Source organism: Mesorhizobium sp. ESP-6-2 (assembly GCF_020164675.1).
Lineage (GTDB): Bacteria > Pseudomonadota > Alphaproteobacteria > Rhizobiales > Rhizobiaceae > Mesorhizobium.
Genome location: NZ_JAIUGT010000001.1, coordinates 753,303 through 779,369, shown reverse-complemented (window position 1 = coordinate 779,369; position 26,067 = coordinate 753,303). Strand labels below are relative to the sequence as shown.

The window sequence follows — 26,067 nt, the reverse complement described above, 5'->3', positions numbered from 1 at the left end:
TGCCGGTTGAACATTCGGATCGGCTGAGGCCGGCGAGTTCATGCCGCGCCGAACAAATCCCTGGCCTGTTCGGCCGTATAATAGCCAAGCCTGACGTCACGCGCGACCAGTTCCGGATCGCGCTCCAGCGGATCGCCATAGCCGCCACCACCCGGCGTACCGACGCGGACGCGGTCACCGGACTTCAAGGCGATATCCTGCTCCTTGGACAAATGCGGCGGCACATGCTCTTCGCCATTGCGGAAGACCGTGACGGTGTTGACCGCGCCGTCCTTGCCGCCGAGCGCGCCCTGCGGGCCGAAGCGGCCATGGTCCATGACAAAGGAGGCGCGGGCTTCTCCGCGCAGGATCTCGACCTCGTAGGCAAGGCCAAAGCCGCCGCGGTGTTTGCCGGCGCCGCCCGAGCCCTCGCGCAACGCATAGTGACGGTAAAGCACCGGAAAGGCCTGCTCCATGATCTCGACCGGCGGCGACTTGGAAATGCCGATGGTCGAGCAGCCATTGCTCAGCCCGTCATGGCCGGCATTGCCGCCATAGCCGCCGCCGGAGATCTGGTACATGACATAGTCGCGGCCGCGCGCCGGATCGTTGCCGCCGAGCGCAAAATTGCCGCTGGAGCCGGCGGGCGCCGCCGTCACCTTGTCCGGCAGCGCCTGCACCATGGCCGCGAACACCGCCTCGGCGATGCGCTGCGACACTTCCGCGGCGCAGCCCGAGACCGGCCTCGGATACCTGGCGTCGAGGAAAGTGCCCTCCGGTCGCTTGACCTCGAGCGGCTCGAAGGCGCCGGCGCTGATCGGCACATCGGGGAAGATATGGCGCATGGCGAGATAAACCGAGGACAAGGTGGTCGCCAGCACGCTGTTCATCGGCCCCGCGCAGGGCTTTGACGAGCCGGCGAAATCGAAAGTCAGGGTGTCGCCCTTCTTCTCGACGGCGAGCGCGATTGTCAGCGGCTCGTTGACCACGCCATCGGAATCGACGAAGGCCTTTGAGCGGTAGGTCCCGTCGGGAATGGCCGCTATGTTGGCCCGCATCTGCTCGGCGGCGCGGCGGCGCAGTTCTGCGATCGCCTGGACAACAGTTTCGTCTCCGTAACGATCCAGAATTCCATTGAGCCGATCCTGGCCGATCAGCAGTGCGGCAGCCTGCGCCCTGATGTCGCCGATGCGCTGGTCGGCGACGCGGATGTTCGAACAGATGATGGCGTAGATCTCCGGGTCGAGTACGCCTTTCTTGAACAGTTTGACCGGCGGCAGCCGCAAGCCTTCCTGCTCGACCGCCGTCGCCGAAGCCGAGAAGCCGCCGGGCACCGAGCCGCCAATGTCGGGCCAATGGCCGGTGTTCGACAGCCAGCAGAAAATCTTCCCGTCCCGGTAGGCTGGCATGACGAAGCGCACGTCCATCAGATGCGTGCCGCCGAGATACGGGTCGTTGACGATGTAGATATCGCCCGGCTCCGGGGCCAGGCAGCGGCCGTCGGCGATCATCTCGATCACCGTCCTGGTCGAATATTGCATGACGCCGACGAATACCGGCAGGCCCTGGCTGCCTTGCGCGATCAGCGAGCCGTCGACGGCCGAATAGATGCCGTCGGAGCGGTCGTTGGCCTCGGCGATGACAGGTGAGAAGGCGGCGCGGGAAAAGGTCAGGTCCATCTCATCGCAGACCTGCTGCAGGGCTGCCTGGAGGACCGAGAGCGTGATGGCGTCGAGCTTTTGCATCTCAGGCCTCGCCGATGTCGATGATGATGTTGCCGTCGGCGTCCGAGCGGGCGCGGTCGCCGGGTTCGAGCACCGTGGTAGCGTCCATCTGTTCGAGGATCGCGGGCCCTTCGATGATCACATCGAGCGGCAGTTCTTCGCGTGCGTATACGGGCGTGTCATGCCAGCGCCCGCTGTACCAGACCGGCCGGATCTCGCGCCGGGCCTCGTCGAGCGTCTTTGCCCGCCCGGCGGGGTCGATCAGCCGCGACAGATCGATCGCCGGCCTGACACCCGTCACCGAGGTGTTCAAGTTGACCAGATTGGCGCGGATTTCCGGCAGCTCGACCTTGAAGCGCGCGAAATAAGCCTTTTCGAACAGCGCCTGCAGCTGCTGCCGGGTCACCGACGAGGACGGCAGCGGCACGTTGATGATGTGGGTCTGGCCGACGAACTGCATGTCGGCGGAATGGGTGACGCGGATGACCTCCGGTTTCACGGCCTCCTTGGCGATCAGCTCCTCGCCTTCGTTTCGATGCCGCTCCAATACCTGATGGAGGCGGCTTTCATCAAAAACGCCTACCGGCTGGTTGATGGTGTTGACGAAATCGTGGCGCAGGTCCGCGACAACGCAGCCGAGCGCGTTGGTGATGCCCGGCCGGGCCGGCACCAGCACCCGGGGCAGTCCGAGTTCGCGTGCCAAAGCGGTGGCGTGCAGCGGGCCGGCGCCGCCGAAGGCGAACAGCGCGAAATCGCGCGGATCATGGCCGCGCGACACCGACACCATGCGGATGGCGCCGGCCATCTTCATGTTGCCGAGCCTGAGCACCGCGCCGGCTGCTTCGACGCCGGACAGGCCGGTCGCCTTGCCGATCCTGTCGGCAAAAATGCCGGTGACGCGCTCTGATGTGACCGGATTGTCGACGGCAAGCAGCTTCTTCGGTGCCATCCGGCCGAGCACCAGATTGGCGTCGGTGATGGTCGGCTCCAGGCCGCCGCGGCCGTAGCAGATCGGGCCGGGATTGGCGCCGGCACTTTCCGGGCCGATCTGGATCAGGCCGGCCGCATCGACGCGAGCGATGGAGCCGCCGCCAGCGCCGACCGTATGCACCGCCACCATCGGCACGTGGATGGGCATGGCATATTCGATCTCGATTTCGTTCGAGACGGCCGGCTCGGCGTTGCGGATCAGCGCCACGTCGGTCGAGGTGCCACCCATGTCGTAGGTGACGAGGTTTTCGAAGCCGGCGCGCTTGCCCGTATAGGCGGCGGCGATGACGCCGGAGGCCGGGCCGGACATCACGGTCTTGGCCGATTCACGTGTGACGAAGCGGGCCGAGATCATGCCGCCATTGCCGTTCATGATCAGGAAGTCGCGGGCATAGCCCTTATCAGCCAACTCCTTGCGTAGCCGCTCGACATAGCGTTCGAGGATCGGCTGCACCGAAGCGTTGACCGAGGCGGTGACGCCGCGCTCGAACTCGCGCGCTTCCGACAGCAGCGCATGACCCGTGGTGATGTAGCCGTTCGGCCAGAGTTCGGCGGCGATCTCGGCGGCGCGCCGCTCGTGCGAAGGGTTGGCGTAGGAATGCAGGAAGTGGATGACGAGGGATTCGCAGCCGGCATCGATCAGCGTCTTCACCGCACTGCGCATTTCGGTCTCGTCGAGCGGCGTGCGGATGGCGCCCGTCGCTTCGACGCGCTCCGACACTTCGAGCCTGAGATTGCGCGGGATGATCGGCACGAAGGTGCCGGTCATGCCGTAGGGCTGCGGCCTCGTGCGCCGGCCGAGCTCGATCACATCGCGGAAGCCGCGCGTGGTGATCATGCCGGTCTTCGCCAGCCTGCGCTCCAGCACCGCGTTGGTCGTGGTGGTCGTGCCGTGCACGATGAGGTCGATGCCGTCGATGGGAAAACTCGTGCCGCCAAGCGCCGACACGACGCCGAAAGCCTGGTTGTCGACCGTGGTCGGCGTCTTTGCGATATGCACCTTGCCACTGTGCCTGCCGTCGATCAGAAGCAGGTCGGTGAAGGTTCCGCCGACATCGATGCCGGCGACGACACTGCCCAGGGAATCCGGCTGCTGCACCGAAAAATTCTCTTTCATTGTCGAAACCCGAAATGCTGGGACTACGGATATGTCACAGTTTGGAAAGGTGTTTTACGGCGGCATCTTGACGCAAATATCGTTTGTATACTAATAAATTCCGGACACAAGAGCTTACCGCTTTGGAGTGTGCGAGCAGCATGCCGGGACCTGAACGGTTCGGGCGCGCAGGAATAAGGTTTGGCGCCCGCGTCCGTGAGTTGGGCCAGAAGGTTGGATTTGATGAACACCACATCCGCGTTCAACACCGCCGGCGCCCGCCCGCTGCAATTTCCGATTCCGGCCAATGTCTATGCCGAAACCGTGGTCTCGGTGAAGCACTACACCGACCGGTTGTTCTCGTTCCGCATCACCCGTCCGCAGTCGCTGCGCTTCCGTTCCGGCGAATTCGTCATGATCGGCCTGCCCAATGCCGAGAAGCCGGTGTTCCGCGCCTATTCCGTGGCAAGCCCGGCCTGGGACGAAGAGCTGGAATTCTTTTCCATCAAGGTGCCGGACGGCCCGCTGACCTCGGAGCTGCAGAAGATCCAGGTCGGCGACACCGTCATCATGCGCCAGAAGTCGACCGGCACGCTGGTGGTCGACGCGCTGACGCCGGCCAAGCGGCTGTTGATGATCTCCACCGGCACTGGCATCGCGCCCTTCGCCAGCTTGCTGCGCGACCCTGACACTTATGAAAAATTCGAACAGCTGATCCTGACCCACACCTGCCGCGACAATGCCGAGCTGACCTATGGCCAGGAACTGGTGGCGGCGCTCGAAAGCGACCCGCTGATCGGCGAACTGACCGGCGGCCGTGTTACGCTTTACAACTCCACCACCCGCGAGGAGTCGGCGTGCATGGGTCGCATTACCGCGCTCATCGGCTCCGGCAAATTCTACGCCGACCTCGGCATAGAGAAGCTCAATCCCGAGACCGACCGCATCATGATCTGCGGCTCGATGCATATGCTCAAGGATGTCAAGGAAATGGCCGAGAGCCTCGGTTTCCAGGAAGGCTCGCTCAGCCATCCCTCGACTTTTGTCGTCGAGCGCGCCTTCGTCGGCTGAGGTCTGCTCTTCCCCGACGATCGAGCTTTGACCTTCTGGTCAAAAATTAGCTGCTTTCGCGGCCTTTTTCAGCTATCCCTCGCTTGAGGACTCGTGAAGCGCGGCTTCGCGAGCTATCTTCGTGCGTGTCGCCCCAAAGTGCCCAACGGTTTTGGGAAGACGACATGCACCAAGACATAAGCGCAGTCGCTGAGTGAAAGGGCAGGAGATGAGCAGCACAATCCGCGAGGCCGAGGCCAAGGTGATGCCGCTGCCGGCGCGCGCCGCCGCCAACACCGCCCTCCCGCTGGATCATCGCATCGCGCGCAATCCCGGCATGAAGCTCGACCTGGGCTTCCTGGAATCGGTGCGCAGCGTCAATCGCTCGGCGCTGGAACGGCGCGTCGCCAGCCTGACCAAGCGGCGCTCGATCAAGGCCGACAACCAGGCGGCCTGGCTGCTGCGGGCGATAGCCTGCATGGACCTGACGACGCTGAACTCCAACGACACGGAAGAGCGCGTGCGCCGGCTCTGCGCCAAGGCGATCAACCCGTTGCGCCGTGACATCGTCGAGGGCTTGGGCATTGCGGGCGAGATCATCCGGCCCGCCGCCGTTTGCGTCTACCATCCCTTCGTCGCCACCGCGGTCGACGCCGTGCGCGGCACCGGCGTCCATGTCGCCGCCGTCTCCACCGCCTTCCCGCATGGTCTTGCGCCGCTGTCGACCCGCCTCCAGGAGATCGAGGCCTCGGTGCGCGACGGCGCCGACGAGATCGACGTCGTCATCCCGCGCGGTTTGGTATTCGGGGCCAAATGGCGGGAGCTCTACAACGAGATCGTCTCGATGCGCGCCGCCTGCGGCGATGCGCATCTGAAGGTCATTCTCGGCACCGGCGACCTCGCCACGCTGCGCAACGTGATGCTGGCCTCGATGGTGGCGATGATGGCGGGCGCCGATTTCATCAAGACCTCGACCGGCAAGGAAAGCGTCAATGCCACGTTGCCCGTCGGCCTTGCCATGGTGCGCGCCATCAGGGCCTATTTCGAGGAGACAGGCTATCTCATCGGCTTCAAGCCGGCCGGCGGCATTTCTACCGCCAAGGTGTCGCTCGACTGGCTGGTGCTGATAAAGGAAGAACTCGGCCGGCCATGGCTGGAACCGGAGCTGTTCCGCTTCGGCGCCTCGAGCCTGCTGACGGACATCGAGCGGCAGCTCGAGCATCACCTGACCGGGCACTATTCGGCCAATCATCGCCACGCGATGGCGTGAGGCGGAGTGAAGCCTTGAACGCCGCAGGGTGCTTTCTCTGATAACAATCTCCTCACAAAGGAGCCGACCATGAACATTCTCGAACGCTATCACGCCATGGAATACGGCCCGGCGCCGGAAGCCCGCAACGAGGCCGACGCCTGGCTTGCCGGGCGCGACTTTTCCAAGGCGCTGTTCATCGACGGCACCTGGAAGGCGGCTGGCGGCGGCAAGACCTTCGAGACCAGCGAGCCTGCTTCCGGCAAGCTGCTGGCCAAGGTGTCGGATGCCGGCGCCGCCGACATCGACGCGGCGGTCGCGGCGGCCACCAAAGCGCTGCCGAAATGGTCGGCATCCTCGGGCTATACCAGGGCCAAAGTGCTCTACGCCATCGGCCGCGCCATGCAGCGCCACCAGCGCCTGTTCGCGGTGCTTGAGACAATCGACAATGGCAAGCCGATCCGCGAAAGCCGCGATATCGACGTGCCTCTGGCGATCCGCCACTTCATCCATCATGCCGGCTGGGCGCAGGCGCTGGACAGGGATTTCCCCGGCCACAAGGGCGTCGGCGTCGTCGGCCAGATCATCCCGTGGAATTTTCCGCTGCTGATGCTGGCCTGGAAGATCGCGCCGGCGCTGGCCGCCGGTTGCACGGTGGTGCTGAAGCCGGCCGAGTTCACGCCGCTGACAGCCATCCTGTTCGCCGAGATCTGCGAACGCGCCGGCGTGCCGAAAGGCGTAGTCAACATCGTGCAGGGCGGCCCGGAAGCGGGTGCGGCCATCGTCAACCATTCCGGCATCCAGAAAATCGCCTTCACCGGTTCTTCCGAAGTCGGCAAGATCATCCGCAACGCTACCGCCGGCTCGGGCAAGAAGCTGTCGCTGGAGCTTGGCGGCAAGTCGGCCTTCATCGTATTCGAGGATGCCGATCTCGACAGCGCCGTCGAAGGTCTGGTCGACGGCATCTGGTTCAACCAGGGACAGGTCTGCTGCGCCGGTTCGCGGCTGCTGGTGCAGGAAGGCATCGCCGAAGCCTTCATCGCCAAGGTCAAGGTCAGGATGAGCCGGCTGCGCGTCGGCAGCCCACTGGACAAGAACACCGATATCGGCCCGCTGGTCGATCTGACGCAGCTCGACCGCGTCAGGGGCCTAGTGGCCGAAGGCGCAAAACAAGGTGCTGTCTGCTGGCAGCCAGATGTGGCGCTGCCATCGTCGGGCTATTACCACCTGCCCACACTGGCGACGGGCGTTTCGCCGGCTAACGTTTTGGCCCAAGAAGAGGTTTTCGGACCGGTTCTGGCCACTATGAGCTTCCGCAACACCGAGGAAGCGATCGAGCTCGCCAACAACACCCGCTATGGCCTTGCCGCTTCGGTGTGGAGCGAAAACGTCAATCTTGCCTTGCACGTCGCGCCGCAATTGAAAGCGGGTGTCGTCTGGGTCAACGGCACCAATATGTTCGACGCCGCCTGCGGCTTTGGCGGCTACCGCGAGAGCGGTTTCGGCCGCGAGGGCGGGCGCGAAGGCATGTTCGAATATCTCACGGCAAAGCTGCCGCTTGGCCCGGTCATCAAGCCGGCGGCAGCCTCGACACAACCGGTCGAGCAGGCCGATGGCACAGCAATCGACCGGACGGCAAAACTGTTCATCGGCGGCAAGCAAGTCCGGCCGGACGGCAACTACTCGCTGGCGGTTGTCACCGCCAAGGGCAAGCTTGCCGGCGAAGTCGGCTTGGGCAACCGCAAGGATATACGCGATGCCGTCTCCGCGGCGCGGGCCTGCAAGAGCTGGCCGGAGGCGACCGCTTACAACCGCTCACAGGTGCTCTACTATCTGGCGGAAAACCTCTCCGGCCGGGCGGAGGAGTTCGCCGCCCGTCTCGTCCAGCTCACGGGCGCGACCGCCAAGGCGGCACGCGAGGAGGTCGACCAGTCAATCGAGCGCTTGTTCCTCTATGCCGGACTTGCCGACAAGTTCGAGGGGCGCGTGCACCAGCCGCCGGCACGGGCCGTGACGCTGGCATTGCATGAGCCGGTTGGCGTCGTCGGCATCGTCGCGCCCGACAATCAGCCGCTGCTCGGGTTCATCTCACTGGTCGCGCCGGCGCTGGCGATGGGCAACACGGTGGTCGCGGTGCCTTCGGAGCGCCATCCGCTGCTCGCCACCGATCTCTATCAGGTCCTCGAATATTCCGACGTTCCGGCCGGCGCCATCAACATCGTCACCGGCCGCACTGCGGAGCTTGCCGGCGTGCTGGCCAAGCATGACGATGTCGACGGGCTCTGGCTGTTCGCCGATGCCGAGACATGCGCCAAGGCGGAGGCCGAGTCCGTCGGCAACCTCAAACGTATCTGGAGCGGCAATGGCCGTAGCCTCGACTGGGCCTCGGAAGAAGCCGCTGGCGATGCTTTGCTGCGCCGCGCCGTCGAGGTGAAGAATGTCTGGGTGCCCTACGGCGACTAAGCCGCCGTCGAGACAGACCGGGCAACGGCAGCAACAAGCCCGAGGATGGCGGCCCGCCTGGGCCGATTCCGGCGCTGCCGGCCTGCTGTCACAATGGAGATCCGGTTCGGGCTTGACGCTAGGACTTATGTTCTTTAACGAGAAAAAACATCTTTATCTGTGAACTGACAGAGCAGGCCACATCATGGCCTGTGACTGGCACATGACGCCTTTGCAGGCCGCCGATAAAGGCAGTTAACCCAGGAGGAGAACAGCATGGCGGATCTGGCAGGCAAGGTCGTCGTCATCACGGCAGCGGCGCAAGGCATCGGCAAGGCAAGCGCGCTCGCCTTCGCCAAGGCAGGTGCCGTGGTCCACGCCACCGACATCAACGAGACGCTGCTGGCGGAACTCGCCAAGACCGCAGGAATCAAAACCCGCAAGGTCGACGTGCTCAATGACGAGGCGGTCAACACCGCCTTCGCCGGCATCGGCCGCGTCGACGTGCTGTTCAACTGCGCCGGTTTCGTCCACTCCGGCTCGATCCTGGAGATGAAGGACAGCGATCTCGATTTCGCTCTCAACCTCAACGTCCGCGCCATGATCCGCACCATCCGCGCCGTGCTGCCCGGCATGCTGGAGCGCGGCGACGGGTCGATCATCAATATGGCCTCGCTGGCGAGCTCGCAGAAGGGCGTGCCGAACCGTTTCGCCTATGGCGTCACCAAGGCTGCGGTGATCGGCCTGACCAAGGCAATCGCAGCCGATTATGTCGGCAAGGGCATACGCTGCAACGCCATCTGCCCCGGTACGGTCGAAAGCCCGTCGCTGCAGGATCGCATGCATGCGCAGGGTGATTATGAAGCGGCTCGCGCCGCCTTCATCGCGCGCCAGCCGATGGGCCGGCTCGGCATGCCGGAGGAAATCGCCGATCTGGCCGTCTACCTGGCCGGCGCCACCTACACATCCGGGCAGGCCTACAACATCGATGGTGGCTGGTCGATCTGACCGGATCGAGGAGTCTGAAAATCCCGCTCACCGGCTATCACGATAGGATGTCCGCGCTTGCCCCGTATCAGGCCGATGGTACGGTCCGCCGGCTTCCTCAAAAGAGCCATTCGTTTCGGTGAAGAGTTTGCAAAAGGCCGCGAGGCCGCAACCAGGAGAAGGGTTTAAATGAAACTGCTGCGCTATGGCGAGGTGGGGAGCGAACGTCCCGGCCTGCTCGATGCGGATGGAACGATCCGCGATCTCTCCGCCCATGTCGCCGACATTGCCGGCACCACGCTTCATCCGGCCTCGCTGGAGATGCTGTCCAAGCTCGACGCGAAGTCGCTGCCGGTGGTTTCCGGCAAGCCACGGCTCGGCGCCTGCGTTGCCGGCACCGGCAAGTTCATCTGCATCGGCCTCAACTATTCCGATCACGCCGCCGAGACCGGGGCCACCGTGCCGCCGGAGCCGATCATCTTCATGAAGGCCAGCTCGGCCATCGTCGGACCGGACGATGACGTGCTGATCCCGCGCGGCTCGGAGAAGACCGACTGGGAGGTCGAGCTCGGCGTGGTCATCGGCAAAACGGCAAAATATGTCAGCCAGGCCGATGCGCTCGATTATGTCGCCGGCTACTGCGTCGCGCACGATGTCTCCGAGCGCGCCTTCCAGGCCGAGCGCCAGGGCCAGTGGACCAAGGGCAAGAGCTGCGACACGTTCGGCCCGACCGGCCCGTGGCTGGTGACCAAGGACGAAGTAGCAGACCCGCAGAACCTGAAGATGTGGCTGACCGTCAACGGCAAGACCATGCAGAACGGCTCGACCAAGACCATGGTCTACGGCGTCGCCTATCTCGTGTCCTATCTCAGCCAGTTCATGTCGCTGCATCCGGGTGACATAATTTCGACAGGCACGCCGCCCGGTGTCGGCTTGGGCATGAAGCCGCCGGTGTTCCTGAAGGCCGGCGACGTGGTGGAGCTGGGCATCGAAGGGCTCGGCCAGCAGAAGCAGACGTTCAAGGCGGACGAGTAGTACCGGCTTTCTTCCTTCTCCCCTTGTGGGAGAAGGAAGACCAGTCGCCAGCTTACTTCAGCACCTTCCCGTCCGCCCCAAACCGGTAGGTCCTCGCCGGATCCGGCGTCGCGTAGAGCGTCGCGCCGGGCTCGGCGTCATAAACACCGAAAATGCGCACGGTGATCAGCCCGGCTTTTTCGCAGTCGAGGTAGAGATTGGTGTCGGCGCCGAGGTGCTCGGCATGCACGACGGTGCCTTTCCAGGCGCCGGATTTCGGGTCAACGGTCAGATGCTCGGGCCGCACGCCGATGGTTTTGGCGGTTTCGCCGAGGCGAGCGCCGTCGATGAAGTTCATCTTCGGCGAGCCGATGAAGCCGGCCACGAACTCGTTTGCCGGCGCATTGTAGAGCTCCATCGGTCCGCCGATCTGCTCGATTTTTCCGGCATTCAGCACCACGATCTTGTCCGCCAGCGTCATCGCCTCGACCTGGTCGTGGGTGACGTAGATCATCGTCGCCTTGAGGCGGCGATGCAGCTGCGCGATTTCCAGCCGCGTGTTGACGCGCAGTGCCGCGTCGAGATTGGACAAAGGCTCGTCGAACAGGAAAAGCTTTGGCTCGCGCACCACGGCGCGGCCGATGGCGACGCGCTGGCGCTGGCCGCCGGAGAGTTCGGCGGGACGCCTTTCCAGATAGGGCTCAAGCGACAGCATGGACGAGGCGATGCCGATGCGCCGATCGATCTCGGCCGCCGGCGTGCCGGCCTGCTTGAGGCCGAGGCCCATATTGTTCTTGACCGTCAGGTGCGGATAGAGCGCATAGGTCTGGAACACCATGGCGATGCCGCGCTTGGCCGGCGGCGTGGCCGAGACATCCGCGCCATCGATGACCACCCGGCCCGAGGTCGAATCCTCCAGCCCCGCGATCACCCTCAGCAAAGTCGACTTGCCGCAGCCCGACGGGCCGACGAAGACGACGAATTCGCCATCCGTCACTTCGAGGTCGATGCCCTTCAGCACCTCGACCGGGCCGAAGGCCTTTTTGACATTCTCGATCTTCAGCGAGCCCACGGCAGTCCTCCAAATTGATGAGTGGGCGCCAGGGCACCCCCCTCTGGCCTGCCGGCCATCTCCCCCTCAAGGGGGGAGATTGGCAGCTTCAACCAAGGTACTCTTCTTGCAATGTCGGTGATTGGCGAAGATGGACGGGACAGATGATCTCCCCCCTTGAGAGGGAGATGTCCGGCAGGCCAGAGGGGAGTGCCGTAGCGCGCAGCCCCTGATGAGATATCACCCTTCAAAGCCGCACCGCCTTCCCGCTGCGCACGCTCTCGTCGGCGGCAAGGCAGACGGCGAGCGATTTCACTGCGTCCTCCATATGGCGGGTGAGATCGATATCCTCGCGGATCGCCTTGAGGACAAAAGCTTGTTCGAGATCGCAGAGATCCTGGTGGCCGGGTTCGCCTTCCATCGACAGCATCTCGTCCGGCTTGGCGAACTTGCCATCCGCGCCGGTCTCGGCACTGTGCAGGCGGATGGTCGACGTCTTGGTGTGAGTGTCGATGTCGTCGGACTTAACGCCCTCCTTCATGACGATCGACACGCAGCCCTTCGGCGAGATGACATCTTTGACGAAGAAAGCGGTTTCCGAAATCATCGGACCCCAGCCGGCCTCGTACCAGCCGACCGAGCCGTCATCAAACAGCACCTGGAGGTGGCCGTAATTGTACATCGTGGGCGCGACCTCGTCGGTCAGCCGCACGCCCATGCCGCGCACCTCGACCGGTCTGGCGTCGGTGATCTGCAGCATGACGTCGAGATAATGCACGCCGCAGTCGACGATCGGCGAGGTCGTGCGCATCAATTGCTTGTGCGTCTCCCAGGTATGGCCGGAGGACTGCTGGTTGAGGTTCATGCGGAAGACATAAGGGCCGCCGAGCTTGCGCGCCTCGGCGATCAGCCTGATCCAGGACGGATGGTGGCGCAGTATATAGCCGATCACCAGTTTCCTGCCATTGGCCTTGGCGGCCGCGACGACGCGCCTGGCGTCGGCGACCGTCGTTGCCAGGGGCTTTTCGACGAAGACATGGCAGCCGGCCTCGAACGCCCTCACCGCATAGTCGGCGTGGCTGTCGGAATAGGTGGCGATGCAGGCGACATCGGGCTTTTCGTCGCGCAGCGCATCGTCGAAGGAGCGCCTGATGCCATAGCCGGACAATCGTTCCGGCAGCGGCACGTCGGAACGGTTGATCAGCGCCGCGATCTGAAAACCCGGATTGGTGTGATAGGCCAGCGCATGGCTGCGGCCCATATTGCCGAGGCCGGCGACGACGACGCGAAGGGGCGATTCAGAGTTCACCGAGTTGCTCCAGATATTGCAGTTGTTCTTGAGAGGGTGAGGGCTCTGACAGATATTTGTCGGTCTCCGCTCACTTGACGGCTCCTGACGTGATGCCTCGGATCAGCTGCCGCGAGAAGATGACGTAGAGGATCAGCACCGGCATGATCGCCAGCGAGAGCGCGGCCAGGATGGCGTTCCAGTTGGTGACGAACTGGCCAAGGAAGAGCTGCGCGCCGAGCGTCACCGTCTTGGTCTCTTCCGACGGCGCCAGGATCAGCGGGAACCACAGATCGTTCCAGATCGGGATCATGGTGAAGACGGCGACCGTCGCCATCGATGGCCGCACCAGCGGCAGCACCAGCCGGAAGAAGATGGTGTATTCCGACAGGCCGTCGATGCGGCCGGCGTTCTTCAGGTCGTCGGACACCTGTTTCATGAATTCCGAAAGGATGAAGACGGCCAGCGGCAGGCCTTGCGCGGTGTAGACCAGGATCAGCGCCGTCAGCGTGTTGACCAGCCCGCTCGCCACCATCAATTGCAGGATGGCGACGGTGGCCAGCCGGATCGGGATCATGATGCCCAGCGCCAGATAGAGGCCCATCAGCGTATTGCCGCGAAAGCGGTATTCCGACAGCGCAAAGGCAGCCATGGCGCCGAACAGCAACACGAAGAACAGCGAGGCGACGGTGACGACGAGGCTGTTCTGGAAGTAGTGGATGAAGTCGCCCTGGCCGATCACCGTGGTGTAGCCGATCAGGTCGAAGGTCTTTGGCGTCGGCGGCGTCAAAGGCGCGCCGAAAATGCCGGCGCGGGATTTGAACGAATTCATGATGACAAGGATCACCGGGAACAGCGCGATCGCCGTGTAGGTCAACAGGACCGCATGGGCGCCGATGGCGCGGGGCAGCGAACGGGTGGCAGTGCTCATCTCTCGCCCCTCAGAACTGGTAGCGACGCAGGCGCGTCTGGATGAGGAAGAGGTAGACGCAGACACCGCCGAGGATGATCAGGAACATGATCGTGGCGATGGTGGCGCCCATATTGGGATCGCCGACCTGCAGCTGGAAGCCGAAGAAGGCGCGATAGAGGAAGGTGCCGAGAATGTCGGTCGAATAGTTCGGCCCGGCGAGCGCGCCCTGCGCGGTGTAGATCAGGTCGAAGGCGTTGAAATTGCCGACGAAGGTGAGGATCGAGATGATGCCGATCGAGGGCAGGATCAGCGGCAGCTTGATCTTCCAGAACTGCGACAGGCCGGTGATGCCATCGCATTCGGCCGCCTCGATCACCTCGTCGGGGATCGACAGCAGCGCGGCGTAGATCAGCATCATCGGAATGCCGACGAACTGCCACACAGAGACCAGGCTAAGCGCGGTCAGCGCGTACTGCTCCTTGCCGAGCCACGGCGTGAACAGGCTTTTGAGGCCGACCATGTCCATCATATGCGGCGCCACGCCCCACAGCGGCGACAGGATCAGCTTCCAGGCGAAGCCGACGATGACGAAGGACAGGATGGTCGGCACGAAGATCGCCGTGCGGTAGAAGGCCGAAAAGCGCAGCCTGGGGCTGGACAGAAGTGCGGCCAGCAGCACGCCGATCGGGTTCTGCACCAGCATGTGGATGATGAAGAACCAGACATTGTTGCGCAACGCATTCCAGAAATTCACCGACCAGTTGGGATCACCGAACAGAGTGCGGAAATTGTCCAGGCCGACGAAGACCTGGGATTGCTCGATGTTGCGGAACAGCGACAGCTGCAAAGTGCCGGCGAGCGGCAGGATCATGATCGCCGTGTAGACGAGCACGGCCGGCGCCAGAAAGACGGCGATATGCCAGCGGAACGGTCGTTTCGGTCTGATATCTGCGGCCATGAGTTCGGTCCCTGCCGATCAGGTCTGGGAAAATGCTTTCGACAACAGCGCTGCCCCTCATCCTTACCCTCCCCTGGTGAAGAACAGAGAGAGGAGGTCGCCAGCGTTGCGGCAACTCCCTTTCTCACCGGGGAGAAGGTGCCGGCAGGCGGATAAAGGGCGGCGCCGTCCTTCGCAGTCGATGCTATCGAAAAACGCTGGGCCGTCCACTTGGAACGGCCCAGCTCATTGCCCGAACCTTACTTGGCGGGCTTGTACCAGCTGTCGAGGCCGTCCTGCAGCTTCTTGGCAGCGGCTTCCGGCGTATCGGTGCCGTTGATGACATTGGCCGATTCGACCCAGGTCTCGTTCTCGAGGTTCGGCGTGCCGCGCGACAGGATCTGGTAGGTCGAGCGGATCGTCGACTTGCACTTGCCGCGCCAGGAGACGAACTCCTGCGCCAGCGGGTCTTCCATCTTCACCGGCGAGGAGTTCAGGCTGAAGAAGCCCGGCAGCGCGTTGGCGTAGATGGTGGCGAAATCCGGCGAGGCCACCCAGGACAGGAAGGTCTTGGCCGCGTCCGCATGCTTGGACCCCGCGTTCAGGCCCATGCCGATATCGGTATGGTCGGAGATGTAGCAGGTATCGCCGGCCTTCTCGACCGGCGGCGGGAAGGCGCCCATCTTGAACTGGGCCTGGGTGTTGAACAGGCCGATTTCCCACGAGCCGGCCGGGTAGATGGCGGCGCGGCCGAGCGTGAACAGGTTCTGGCTGTCCGGATAGGTCTGCGCCTCGAAACCGTCACCGAGATAGGGCTTCCACTTGGCCAGTTCCTCATAGGGCGCCACCCAGTCCTTGTCGGTCAGCTTCTGCTCGCCCTTGATGAGGGCCGCGCGGCCTTCCTCGCCCTTCCAGTAGTTGGGGCCGATGTTCTGGTAGCCCATGGTCGCGGCTTCCCAGAGATCCTTGGTGCCCATCGCCATCGGGATGTAGGTGCCGTCGGCCTTGATCTTGTCGAGCGCGGCGAAGAACTCGTCGCGGGTCTCCGGCACCTTGATGCCGAGCTTGTCGAAGGCGTCCTTGTTGTAGATGAAGCCATGGATGACGGACGCCATCGGCACGCAGAAGGTCGCCTTGCCGTCGTCGGTCTGCCAGGCGGACTTGGCCACCGGCGAAAAATTCTCCATGCCGGGCAGCGAAGAGAGGTCGGCGAGATTGCCCTTCTTGAACAGCTCGAGCGACTTGTCGAACGGGCGGCAGGTGATCAGGTCGCCCGCCGAACCGGCGGCGAGCTTGGCGCCGAGAGCCGCGTCATATTCGGTCGGCGCCGAGGGCGCGAACACCACCTTGATGCCTGGGTTCTTGGCTTCGAAAGCCGGGATCAGCTTGTCCTTCCAGATGGCAAGGTCGTCGCCGCGCCAGCTTTCGATGTTGAGCGTTACGTCCTCGGCGTAAGCCACCCCGGCGGAGCCGAGAATGCTGGTGCCCAGAAGCAGTGCCGTCAGTAGTTTCGTTGTCATGCTCAGTCTCCCTGTTGACCTTTTTCAGGTTCGGTTTTGATGAGAACAGAGGCGTTGCGCCCCTTGCTCCCCTCGCAAGCCTGTTTCACCCCGATGGACACCGGGATGAAACAGGCTCTATTTCTTTGTTCGAGCATGATCTTTCCAGAAAAGCGGTCTCCACTTTTCGGGATCATGCCCCAGCGCGGAAAGGGCCGGCCGCAGCTTCTGGCCGGCCTCTTCCAGTATCTTCTGCGCCGTGTCGGCGCTGTCGGCGCCGGCGGCAAGCAGGATGGCGGTCTTGACCGCACCGCCGCTCTTTTCGAGCAAGCGGGCCGCGTCGTCGCGGCTGCCGCCGCTGATGGCCGCGACGATCCGCGCCGCGCGGTCGCGCAGCTTGCTGTTGTCGGCCACGAGATTGACCATGTAGCCGTCATGGACATGGCCGAGATGGATGGCGGCGAGCGTCGACAGCATGTTGAGGGCGATCTTCTGGGCCGTGCCGGCGCCCATGCGCGTCGAGCCGGCGATCACTTCCGGCGGTGTTTCGAGCAGGATGGCGGTTCCAGACAGACGCAGCAGAGCTGAGTCCCGGTTGTTGGCGATGCCGATGGTGGTCGCACCGCGACGGGCGGCTTCCTCGATCGCCCGCAGCGCATAGGGCGTCGTGCCACTGGCGGAAACGGCGATCAGGCAGTCGCCCTTGCCGATGCCGGCGTTGGCGACCGCCGTCGCGGCCTCCTCGGTATCGTCTTCGGGGCCGCCGGCCAGCGTCCTGAAGGCGTCGTCGCCGCCGGCGATCAGAATGGCGATGCGGTCGCGCTGAATGCCGAAGGTGCCAGGCAGTTCCAGCGCATCGGCAAGCGCCATCAGGCCGGAGCTGCCGGCCGCGGCATAGGCGAGCTTGCCGCCGCCCTTCAGGCTGCCGGCGATACTCTCGGCCGCTTTGGCTAGGGAAGGGATGGCATCGCGCACGGTCTTCGCGGCCTCGACCTGCGCGTCGACCAGCGAAGCAAGGATGGCTTCGGGTGCCTGGATATCCAGCCCCTCGGCGTTCCTATGCAGCGCTTCGGTGCGCGTTTCGGCCATCCCAGTTCCTCCAACTCGGAAAACAATACCAAAAAAATACCACTTGTCCACACGCATTAACGAATTCGCGATGCCGAAATCGCTGGAGCAGGCAAACGGCCAAGTTTTTCAATAAAATACGCTCTGATCTTTTTGCAGCGGAAATTAACCCTTGGCTATTGGTATTTTATTGGTATTATCCGCCCGGAGGAGAAATCACGTGAAATTCGTGCTTGGCATCGATGGCGGCGGCACCAGCTGCAGGGCGGCCCTGGCAATGGCGGACGGCACGGTCCTCGGCCGCGCCAAAAGCGGCGCCGCCAACATCCGCACCGACCTGACCGGCGCCCGGGCGAACATCGTGGAGGCGGCGCGGCAAGCCTTTGTCGCGGCCGGCCAGGATCCCGAGATGATCCCGCAAACGCCGGCCATTCTCGGCCTCGCCGGCGCCAATGTCGGCACCTACCGGCAGCAGCTGGAGGCGATCCTGCCCTTCAGCACCAGCCGCGTCGAGACCGACGCCGAGATCGCGCTCGAAGGCGCCGTCGGTTCCGGTGACGGCGCCATGGCGATCCTCGGCACCGGCACCGCCTACATGGCGCGCAAGAACGGCAAGTCGCGCGCCATCGGCGGCTGGGGCTTCCAGGTCGGCGACCAGGGCAGCGGCGCCCGCATCGGTCGCGACCTGCTCGAACAGACCCTGCTTGCTCATGATGGCGTGCGCGCGCGCACGCCGCTGACCGACAGCATGATGGCCGTGTTCCGCGACAATCCGGAGGACGTGGTCGAATTCACCACCAATGCCAAGCCCGGCGACTTCGGCGGCTTCGCCCCCAAAGTGTTCGAACATGCCGAAAGGGGCGACGCGGTCGCCAATTGGATCCTCGACAAGGCGGTCGCCGATGTCGAAGCCTCGCTCGGCGCGCTGGAGTTGGCAGACGACGCGCCGCTCTGCCTGCTCGGCGGGCTGGCGCCGCTCTACGCGCCGCGCCTGTCGGCACGCTACCGGGCGCTGCTTCGGGAGCCGCTCGACGACGCGCTCGGCGGCGCCGTGCAGATGGCGGTCCGTCTGTTCGCGCCGAGGGGAGCGGCTCGATGAGCGACGCCGCCGACCAGATCTTCGCTACGCTCAAGCAATCCTCGCAAAGCGGTGCGCCGCTTTACCTGCAGCTCAGGAAGAGCATCGAGGATGCCGTCAACCGCGGCCTGATCGGGCCCGGCGACGCGCTGCCTTCCGAGCGCGACATTGCCATCAAGGCCGATATTTCGCGTGTCACCGTGCGCAAGGCGGTGCAGGACCTGGTCAAGGGCGGCATCCTGGTCCAGCGCCACGGCTCCGGCACCTTCGTGGCGCCGCGCATGGAGCGGGTCGAGCAGTCGCTGTCGCGGCTGACCTCCTTCACCGAGGACATGGCGCGGCGCGGCATGGCGGTGCGCTCGGCCTGGCTCGACCGCGGCCTTTACGCGCCCTCGCCCGACGAGATGATGGTGCTCGGCCTTTCGTCGAACGAACTGGTGGCGCGCGTGGCGCGCCTGCGCATCGCCAACGATACGCCGCTGGCGATCGAACGCGCCTCGCTGTCGGCCAGCGTGCTGCCGGACCCCGCTGGAATTGGCTCCTCGCTCTACGCAGCCCTGGAATTGACCGGCAACAGGCCGGTGCGCGCGGTGCAGCGCATCTCGGCAGCCAATCTCGGCGACGGCGACGCGCGCCTGCTCGAAGTGCCGCCGGGCATTGCCGGCCTGCACATCGAGCGTATCTCCTATCTGGCAAGTGGCAAGGTGATCGAGTTCACCCGCTCCATCTACAGGGGCGACGCTTATGATTTCGTCGCCGAATTGCGGCTGACAGGGCCGAGCGAAGAGGGCCGACCATGACGACCGAGCCGAACAAATCGACTGAGCCGACCCATATGCGGCGTGAGATCGAGGAGATCCCGCAAGCCGTCGCCCGCCTGCTCGACGGTTCCGGCGCCGTGCTTTCCGAAGCCGGCCGCGGCATTCGCGAGCGCGATCCGCATTTCGTCGTCACCGTGGCGCGCGGCTCGTCCGACCATGCCGCTACTTTCATGAAGTACGCGGTCGAACTCACCGCTGGTCTGGCTGTGGCTTCGGTCGGCCCCTCGATCGCCTCGATCTATGGTCGCACGCTCAGGCTCGGCGGCTCCGCGTGCCTCGCGATCTCGCAGTCGGGCAAGAGCCCCGACATCGTCGCCATGGCCGAAACCGCACGGGCAGGTGGCGCGCTGACCATCGCCGTCACCAACACCGCCGATTCACCGCTGGCGCGCGCCTCGGACCATGCGATCGACATCCTGGCCGGGCCCGAGCGCAGCGTCGCGGCGACCAAGACCTTCGTCAATTCCGCCGTCGCCGGCCTTGCTCTGATGGCGCATTCCACCGGCGACGAAGCGCTTCTCAAGGCGCTCGCCCGCTTGCCCGAGCATTTCGGCAAGGCGATCGCCTGCGACTGGATGAGCGTGCTCGTCGAAACGATCGAAAAGCAGAAGTCGCTGTTCATCCTCGGCCGCGGCCCATCCGCGGCGATGGCCAACGAAGCGGCGCTGAAATTCAAGGAAACCTGCGGCATGCATGCCGAGGCCTACAGTGCTGCCGAAGTCATGCATGGCCCGCTGGCGCTGATCGGCCCCGATTTTCCGGTGCTGGCGCTGGCCGCGCGCGACGCGTCCGAACCGTCCGTGGCCGAAGCCGCCGACAGCCTGGCTGCCAAGGGGGCGCCGGTCTTCGTCACCTCGATGCTGGCGGACAAGGCCATACGCCTGCCGCATGTCGCCACCGGCCATCCGCTGACCGATCCGCTGGCGCTGATCGTGTCCTTCTACGTGTTCGTCGAGGCGCTTGCCCGCCACCGCGGTCTCGATCCGGACACGCCGCGCAACCTTCGCAAGGTGACGGAGACCGTATGAGCGACCGTTTCGCCCTGACCGGCGCCCGTATCTTCGACGGCGACGACTGGCATGACGGTCATGCCCTCGTCGTGCGCGACGGCCTGGTCGAGGCCATCCTGCCCACCGGCGCGCTTGCTCCGGATATCCGCCGCGTCGACACCGGCGGCGGCATGCTGGCTCCGGGCTTCGTCGACATCCAAGTCAATGGCGGCGGCGGCGTCATGCTCAACGACCACCCCGATGTCGCCTCGATCGAGACCATCTGCCGGGCGCATGCGCCGTTCGGCACCACGGCGCTGCTGCCGACGCTGATCACCGATACAGCCGATATCACCGCCGGGGCGATTGCCGCCGGCGAGGCGTCGGCACTGCGGAAAGTACCGGGGTTCCTCGGGCTGCATCTGGAAGGTCCACATCTGTCGATCGCCCGCAAGGGCGCGCATGACCCGGCGCTGATCCGGTCGATGACGGACAAGGACGAGGCGATGCTGATCGCGGCGCGAGCCAAGCTCCCGGTGCTGCTCACCACGATCGCGCCCGAATCCGTCGAGGCGACCCGCGTGGCGGCCTTGGCCAAGGCCGGCATCATCGTCAGCCTCGGCCATTCCGACACCGGCTACGCCACAGCCAAAGCCTTCAGCGAGGCCGGCGCCAGCGTGGTCACGCATCTGTTCAACGCCATGAGCCAGATCGGCAACCGGGAGCCGGGACTGGCGGGCGCCGCCATCGACATCGGCGGCCTGTCCGCGGGACTGATCGCCGACGGCATCCATGTCGATCCCGCCACCATCGCAATAGCGCTCCGAGCCAAACGGGGGCCGGGCAGGATCGTGCTGGTCACCGACGCCATGGCGACGATCGGCACCGACATGACCTCCTTCACGCTCAACGGCCGCACCATCTACCGCAGGGATGGCAGCCTGCGGCTTGCCGATGGAACGCTGGCCGGTGCGGATCTCGACATGATCTCGGCCGTGCGTTTCACCCACCGCAGCGTGGGCGTGGAGCTTTCCGAGGCCTTGCGCATGGCGTCTCTCTATCCGGCACAGGCGGTCGGCCAGTCGCACCGACTCGGGCGCTTCGCCAAGGGTACCGCCGCCGACATCGTTTCGCTTTCGGACGATCTCGACATCAAAAGTGTCTGGATCGGCGGCGACAGGGTTTTTTCGGCCGGCGCCGGCGGTCAACAGTGAAAGCCGGCCATGGCTGACGTCGATTGCGTCGTTGCCGGAGCCGGCGTCGTCGGGCTCGCCATTGCCAGGGCGCTCGCCCTGTCGGGCCATGAGGTGCTGGTTATCGAAAAGGCCGCCTCGATCGGCACCGTTACCAGCTCGCGCAACTCGGAAGTCGTCCATGCCGGGCTCTACTACGCGCCGGGGAGCCTGAAGGCGCGGTTCTGCGTCGAAGGACGCGAACGGCTCTATGCCTATTGCCGCGAGCGCGACATCGGCCATCGACGCACCGGCAAGCTGATCGTCGCCGTCGAACCGGGCCAGTTGGCGCGGCTGGATGCAATCCGGGCCAATGCGGAACAATGCGGCGTCGACGACCTCGACTTGCTGACCGCCGCACAAGCAGAAAGCCTCGAACCGGCGCTGAGCTGCGCCGGCGCGCTGCTGTCGCCATCGACAGGCATCGTCGACAGCCACGCGCTGATGCTGTCGCTGCGCGGCGACGCGGAGGCAGCCGGTGCGTCGTTCGCCTTCCTGACCGGCGTGGCCGGGGCGGCAATCACGCCCGACGGCATCGAAATCGCCACGCGCGACGCCGATGGCGGGATTTTTCGCTTGAAAGCCGGCGCTTTCGTCAACGCCGCGGGCCTCGACGCACAGGCGCTCGCCGGCCGCATCGAAGGTTTCCCTCAAGATCTCGTACCGCCGCTCTGGCTGGCGCGCGGCAGTTATTTCGCACTTTCAGGCCGCTCACCGTTCTCGCGACTGATCTATCCGGTGCCGGTCAATGGCGGCCTCGGCGTGCATCTGACGCTCGACCTGGGTGGAAGTGCGCGCTTTGGGCCCGATGTCGAATGGATCGACCAGGTCGACTACACGGTCGATCCGGGCCGAAGCGCCGTCTTCTACGAGGCGATCCGACGCTATTGGCCCGCCCTTGCTGACGGTGCCTTGCAGCCGGCCTATTGCGGCATCAGGCCGAAACTATCCGGTCCCGGCCAGACGGCGGCCGACTTCGTGATACAGGGGCCGGCCGACCATGGCGCGGGCCGGATCGTCAATCTGTTCGGCATCGAGAGCCCTGGCCTGACGGCAAGCCTGGCGATCGCCGACCATGTTGCAGCGCTATTGTACCCAGGCTGAGAAGCTGCGCGTTGACGTTCAATTTGTGTCCGCCTGGAACAGAAACGCACTTTTCCTGCATTGCGCTAGCGATCCGGAAGAGCGGTCCATAGCTTCCTGGCGAATCCCCTTTTGTCGAGCTTCCATGTCTGACCGGTGACTTCGGCCTTGCCGTCACGGCATCTGTAGGAGAAGACCGTGTCATGGCCCGTCGCCACGGCCGGTACGCCATCCTCGTTCGGATTCCGCCGACAGAACTCGTCCGCTCCTGGATTGTCGCGGGTGGCATTCATCTTCACGCAAGGCAGGTTCGCACCGACGAAGCAGGCCATGACCTTGCCGTTCATGCAGCGATACTGGGCCTGTGTCCCAAGTTCGGAATCGTCGGGCGTGCCTTTTGCATCCGGAACCAGTTTCTTGAACGCTTGAACTGTCCCGTCGCGAAGCGCGGGGGAATAACCCCTGATGGTATCGTCATTGCGCACCTGGCGGCAAAACCGGTAGAGATCGTCAGCCGGTGGAGCCGCCGCGGCGCCGGCCATGGAAAGGGAAAAGAGAATCCCCAACAGCATTGCCGAACGGGAAATCCCGACATTCGAAAAACGCGACGCGGTCATTGCAACCTCCTCAGAAGGATGCACACGACGTGGGGCGAAATTGCGAAACGTCCAGGCAGGAGCGACAGGACCGGGCGCAACCGTGCAACTAGGATGTATAGAGATCTTTGTAGCTATCGCGCAAAAGATTCTTCTGCACCTTGCCCATCGTATTGCGCGGCAGTTCGTCGACGAAGATCACCCGCTTCGGGTGTTTGTATTTTGCCACCCTCCCGGCGATGGCGCCGAGGATCTCGGCGGCCGTGATGGCCGAGGCCGGCGCGCGAACCACGACAGCGGTGACACCTTCGCCGAAATCGGGATGGGCAACGCCGATGACGGCGCTTTCCAGGACGCCGTCAAGCGCGTCGATCTCGCTTTCGAGCTCCTTGGGATAGATGTTGTAGCCGCCCGAGATGATCAGGTCCTTGCCGCGGCCGACGATGTGGACATAGCCGTCGGCGTCGATCATGCCGAGATCGCCTGTGATGAAGAAGCCGTCGTCGCGGAATTCCGCTTTGGTCTTTTCCGGCATGCGCCAGTAGCCGGAGAAGACATTCGGCCCCTTGACCTCGATCATGCCGACCTCGCTTTGGGCAAGCGGCCCGCCAGTGTCGGGGTCGGCGATGCGCAACGACACGCCGGGCAAGGGAAAGCCGACGGTGCCGGCGCGGCGTTCGCCATCATAGGGGTTCGAGGTGTTCATGTTGGTCTCGGTCATGCCGTAGCGCTCGAGAATGGCGTGGCCGGTGCGCTCGCGCCAGGCCCTGTGCGTCTCGGCCAGCAGCGGCGCCGAGCCGGAAACGAACAGGCGGATGTTCCTTGCCGCCTCGCGGGTCAGCCCGTCCTGCTGCAAGAGCCGGACATAGAAGGTCGGCACGCCCATCAGCGCCGTGGCGTCCGGCAAGAGCGCGACGACGCGCCCTGCGTCGAATTTCTGCTCGAACAGCATTGAGGCGCCGGCCATCAGGATGACGTTGGTGGCGACGAACAGGCCATGGGTGTGGAAGATGGGCAGCGCGTGGACCAGCACATCGTCTGATGTGAAGCGCCAATAGTCGACCAGCACGCGCGCATTCGAGGCGAGGTTCTCGTGGCTGAGCATGGCGCCTTTCGAGCGGCCGGTCGTTCCCGACGTGTAGAGGATCGCCGCGAGATCGTCAGGACCGCGCGCCACGTCGTGGAAGTCGGGCGATTGCCGCGACGCCTGGTCCGTCAGCGATCCTTCCCCCTTGCCGTCGAGGGTGGCGGCAAGGGCTCCGCATTTTTGCGCCAGGGTTTCGATGTCGGCTGCCCGTGCCGGATCGCAGACGACCAGCCGGGGATCGGCGTCGCCGAAGAAATAGGCGAGTTCGGCCAGCGTATAGGCGGTGTTGAGCGGCAGGAAGACGGCGCCGGCGCGCAGGCAGGCGAGGTACAGCAACACAGCCTCCGGGCTCTTCTCGACCTGCACCGCGACGCGGTCGCCGGGCTCGACGCCAAGTTGCAAGAGCGCGTGCGCCAGTTGCGCCGAGCGCGCCAGCATGTCGCCATAGGTCAGCACGCGACCGTCATCCGTCCGCATCAACAGGCGTCCGGGCTTCGGCATCCGGGACCGGAAAATGTCGAACAGATGATTGCTCATGAGGTCTTCCTGCGTCTGGCGGAGAAAGGCATGCATCCGGACGGAGCCGGGCCTGCTTCCGGTTCGGCCGCTTTGCACGGCGCCAGACTGTTGGTGGTTCTTGCCGACCCGTCAAGCCCGCAAGGGCGGCTCCACGCGGCCGCCATGATCATGCCGTCGGGCGAAAGCGGAAGGCCTTGGCGGTGGGGCGGCAAAGGCTTGGGGCGCGATGCGGCGCTAACGTGGCGTGCGCTCGGCCCTGGCGCTGGCCGGCTCTGATGCTTCGACCTGCTTGAAGCGCTCCATGCACATTGCTGCCGTCAGGCGATAGTGGTTGAGCAGGGCTTCGACCGCGGCGTCGGCATTACCATCCAGCGCATTTTCCGCGATCAGGCGGTGCTCTGCAAAATCGTCGCGCTGGACGCCTTCCCCGTTGCTGGCCATTCGCCGGTAGCGGTAGGCGTGATCGGAAAGCTGGTCGCAAAACCCCACCAGCCATTGCGACCGGCAGGCCGAGATCAGCGCACGGTGGAAAGTGCGGTGCAGTCTCTCCCAGTCCGGATTGAGCGCCGACAGATCCGGTGGCATGAGGCGCGAGGTGCGCCCCAACCGATGCAGTGCCAGAACCAGCTGTTCTTCCCATTCGGCGGTGCGGTGGGCGATGGATTCGCGAAGCGCCAGTTCCTCGAGCCAGCAACGGGTACGCGTCAGTTCCTCGAGCTCTGCCGCGCTGACCGGCATGATGAAGAAGCCTCGCTGGTCATGCCGACCGAGAAGCCCTTCCGAGGCCAGGCGATTGAGAGCCTCACGAACCGGGGAAGCGCCTGCGCCATATTTGGAAACGACCCACTCGACCCGCAGCTTGCTCTCGGTTTCAAGGGCACCCCGCAGAAGATCGGCTCGGAGTTGATGATAGACGGTGCTGGCGAGCGTACTTTTCGAGCCTGTGCCGTCGTCGTTCAGATTGGCAGCTGCGTATGTCAAAATCGGCTCCTTGTCCCCAATTCCGGTCCTGGGCAATTCGAGTCCGAGAAACAGTTCCCTTTCCGTACACGTACCCTACCGCGCGCGCCTCGACGCGCTCAAGCGGGAGATCGCGTCATTGTACTTTAGAACAAAGAAATATGCACGATCCTATATCTGGTCGAACGAAATCGTGTTCGGCTACAACCGGCGGAAATTTAACGTGTTTTATATGCAGCATCACCTGTTCTTCCGTGCGCCCGCGCGAACCTCTTTTCTGTCGCGCGCAAAAGACACCGAACAGTGGGGACCGAATCAGGCCTTTTATCCTGCTCATCGCTTTTGTCGCGGGGCCAGCCGCAGCGAAGCGCTCAGTGCAGGTCTCCAGGATTGACCCCGTGGGTATCGTGGCCTC

22 protein-coding genes are annotated in these 26,067 nt (G+C 64.4%); 11 read left to right on the top strand and 11 right to left on the bottom strand.

The window, feature by feature from the left end:
• Positions 1-38 precede the first annotated feature (38 nt).
• On the bottom strand, positions 39-1,724 hold the full coding sequence (locus LB532_RS03830; RefSeq protein WP_140639355.1) for a hydantoinase B/oxoprolinase family protein: 1,686 nt from the start codon (positions 1,722-1,724) through the stop codon (positions 39-41).
• Between the two features lies 1 nt (position 1,725).
• Positions 1,726-3,810 carry a hydantoinase/oxoprolinase family protein gene (locus tag LB532_RS03825; protein ID WP_140639356.1) on the bottom strand — a complete coding sequence of 695 codons (2,085 nt, stop codon included), beginning with the start codon at positions 3,808-3,810 and terminating at the stop codon, positions 1,726-1,728.
• 222 nt (positions 3,811-4,032) lie between these two features.
• On the opposite strand from LB532_RS03825, the gene LB532_RS03820 reads away from it, so the two are divergent.
• The 5 genes from LB532_RS03820 (at position 4,033) to LB532_RS03800 (ending at position 10,552) form a co-directional block, all read left to right on the top strand.
• Entirely contained in the window at positions 4,033-4,860 is an 828-nt protein-coding gene (locus LB532_RS03820; RefSeq protein ID WP_140639357.1) for a ferredoxin--NADP reductase, read from the top strand.
• Positions 4,861-5,068: 208 nt separating this feature from the next.
• Complete coding sequence (gene deoC, locus LB532_RS03815; protein WP_140639358.1) at positions 5,069-6,109, top strand: deoxyribose-phosphate aldolase; 1,041 nt, start codon at positions 5,069-5,071, stop codon at positions 6,107-6,109.
• A gap of 69 nt (positions 6,110-6,178) precedes the next feature.
• A complete protein-coding gene (locus tag LB532_RS03810; RefSeq protein WP_140639359.1) occupies positions 6,179-8,551 on the top strand; it encodes an aldehyde dehydrogenase family protein in 2,373 nt (790 codons plus the stop codon).
• A gap of 255 nt (positions 8,552-8,806) precedes the next feature.
• Entirely contained in the window at positions 8,807-9,538 is a 732-nt protein-coding gene (locus LB532_RS03805) for an SDR family oxidoreductase (RefSeq protein ID WP_140639360.1), read from the top strand.
• A 168-nt stretch (positions 9,539-9,706) separates the two neighbouring features.
• Positions 9,707-10,552 (top strand): fumarylacetoacetate hydrolase family protein, encoded by an 846-nt coding sequence (locus LB532_RS03800; RefSeq protein WP_140639361.1) that lies wholly within the window; start codon positions 9,707-9,709, stop codon positions 10,550-10,552.
• A 52-nt stretch (positions 10,553-10,604) separates the two neighbouring features.
• Here the strand turns inward: LB532_RS03800 and LB532_RS03795 are convergent, their stop codons facing one another.
• From LB532_RS03795 to LB532_RS03770, 6 genes are all read right to left on the bottom strand, one after another.
• Positions 10,605-11,603 (bottom strand): ABC transporter ATP-binding protein, encoded by a 999-nt coding sequence (locus tag LB532_RS03795; protein WP_140639362.1) that lies wholly within the window; start codon positions 11,601-11,603, stop codon positions 10,605-10,607.
• A gap of 226 nt (positions 11,604-11,829) precedes the next feature.
• Entirely contained in the window at positions 11,830-12,891 is a 1,062-nt protein-coding gene (locus LB532_RS03790; protein WP_140639363.1) for a Gfo/Idh/MocA family protein, read from the bottom strand.
• 70 nt (positions 12,892-12,961) lie between these two features.
• A complete protein-coding gene (locus LB532_RS03785; protein ID WP_140639364.1) occupies positions 12,962-13,801 on the bottom strand; it encodes a carbohydrate ABC transporter permease in 840 nt (279 codons plus the stop codon).
• 10 nt (positions 13,802-13,811) lie between these two features.
• The gene (locus tag LB532_RS03780) at positions 13,812-14,741 is read right to left on the bottom strand and encodes a carbohydrate ABC transporter permease (protein ID WP_140639365.1); all 930 of its coding nucleotides are present in this window, start codon (positions 14,739-14,741) and stop codon (positions 13,812-13,814) included.
• 239 nt (positions 14,742-14,980) lie between these two features.
• Entirely contained in the window at positions 14,981-16,240 is a 1,260-nt protein-coding gene (locus LB532_RS03775; protein ID WP_140639366.1) for an ABC transporter substrate-binding protein, read from the bottom strand.
• A gap of 117 nt (positions 16,241-16,357) precedes the next feature.
• A complete protein-coding gene (locus tag LB532_RS03770; RefSeq protein WP_140639367.1) occupies positions 16,358-17,308 on the bottom strand; it encodes an N-acetylmuramic acid 6-phosphate etherase in 951 nt (316 codons plus the stop codon).
• Between the two features lie 199 nt (positions 17,309-17,507).
• On the opposite strand from LB532_RS03770, the gene LB532_RS03765 reads away from it, so the two are divergent.
• The 5 genes from LB532_RS03765 to LB532_RS03745 are packed head-to-tail and all read left to right on the top strand — an operon-like array spanning position 17,508 to position 22,511.
• Positions 17,508-18,386: an N-acetylglucosamine kinase gene (locus tag LB532_RS03765; RefSeq protein WP_140639368.1), complete on the top strand. Its 879-nt coding sequence runs from the start codon at positions 17,508-17,510 to the stop codon at positions 18,384-18,386.
• Complete coding sequence (locus tag LB532_RS03760; protein ID WP_140639369.1) at positions 18,383-19,165, top strand: GntR family transcriptional regulator; 783 nt, start codon at positions 18,383-18,385, stop codon at positions 19,163-19,165. The genes LB532_RS03765 and LB532_RS03760 overlap by 4 nt, the downstream gene beginning before the upstream one ends.
• On the top strand, positions 19,162-20,214 hold the full coding sequence (locus LB532_RS03755) for an SIS domain-containing protein (RefSeq protein ID WP_140639370.1): 1,053 nt from the start codon (positions 19,162-19,164) through the stop codon (positions 20,212-20,214). Before LB532_RS03760 ends, LB532_RS03755 begins: the two co-directional genes overlap by 4 nt.
• Positions 20,211-21,389, top strand: a complete 1,179-nt coding sequence (gene nagA, locus LB532_RS03750) for an N-acetylglucosamine-6-phosphate deacetylase (RefSeq protein WP_140639371.1) — start codon at positions 20,211-20,213, stop codon at positions 21,387-21,389. Before LB532_RS03755 ends, nagA begins: the two co-directional genes overlap by 4 nt.
• A gap of 9 nt (positions 21,390-21,398) precedes the next feature.
• A complete protein-coding gene (locus LB532_RS03745; protein ID WP_140639372.1) occupies positions 21,399-22,511 on the top strand; it encodes an NAD(P)/FAD-dependent oxidoreductase in 1,113 nt (370 codons plus the stop codon).
• Between the two features lie 65 nt (positions 22,512-22,576).
• On the opposite strand, the gene LB532_RS03740 is transcribed toward LB532_RS03745, so the two are convergent.
• The 3 genes from LB532_RS03740 to LB532_RS03730 form a co-directional block, all read right to left on the bottom strand.
• Positions 22,577-23,107, bottom strand: coding sequence for a hypothetical protein (locus LB532_RS03740; protein ID WP_140639373.1), 531 nt, complete (start codon positions 23,105-23,107; stop codon positions 22,577-22,579).
• 88 nt (positions 23,108-23,195) lie between these two features.
• Positions 23,196-24,710 carry a malonate--CoA ligase gene (locus LB532_RS03735; protein ID WP_140639374.1) on the bottom strand — a complete coding sequence of 505 codons (1,515 nt, stop codon included), beginning with the start codon at positions 24,708-24,710 and terminating at the stop codon, positions 23,196-23,198.
• Positions 24,711-24,926: 216 nt separating this feature from the next.
• Entirely contained in the window at positions 24,927-25,673 is a 747-nt protein-coding gene (locus tag LB532_RS03730) for a GntR family transcriptional regulator (protein ID WP_140639375.1), read from the bottom strand.
• A gap of 118 nt (positions 25,674-25,791) precedes the next feature.
• On the opposite strand from LB532_RS03730, the gene LB532_RS03725 reads away from it, so the two are divergent.
• Entirely contained in the window at positions 25,792-26,046 is a 255-nt protein-coding gene (locus LB532_RS03725; protein ID WP_140639376.1) for a hypothetical protein, read from the top strand.
• Positions 26,047-26,067 lie beyond the last annotated feature (21 nt).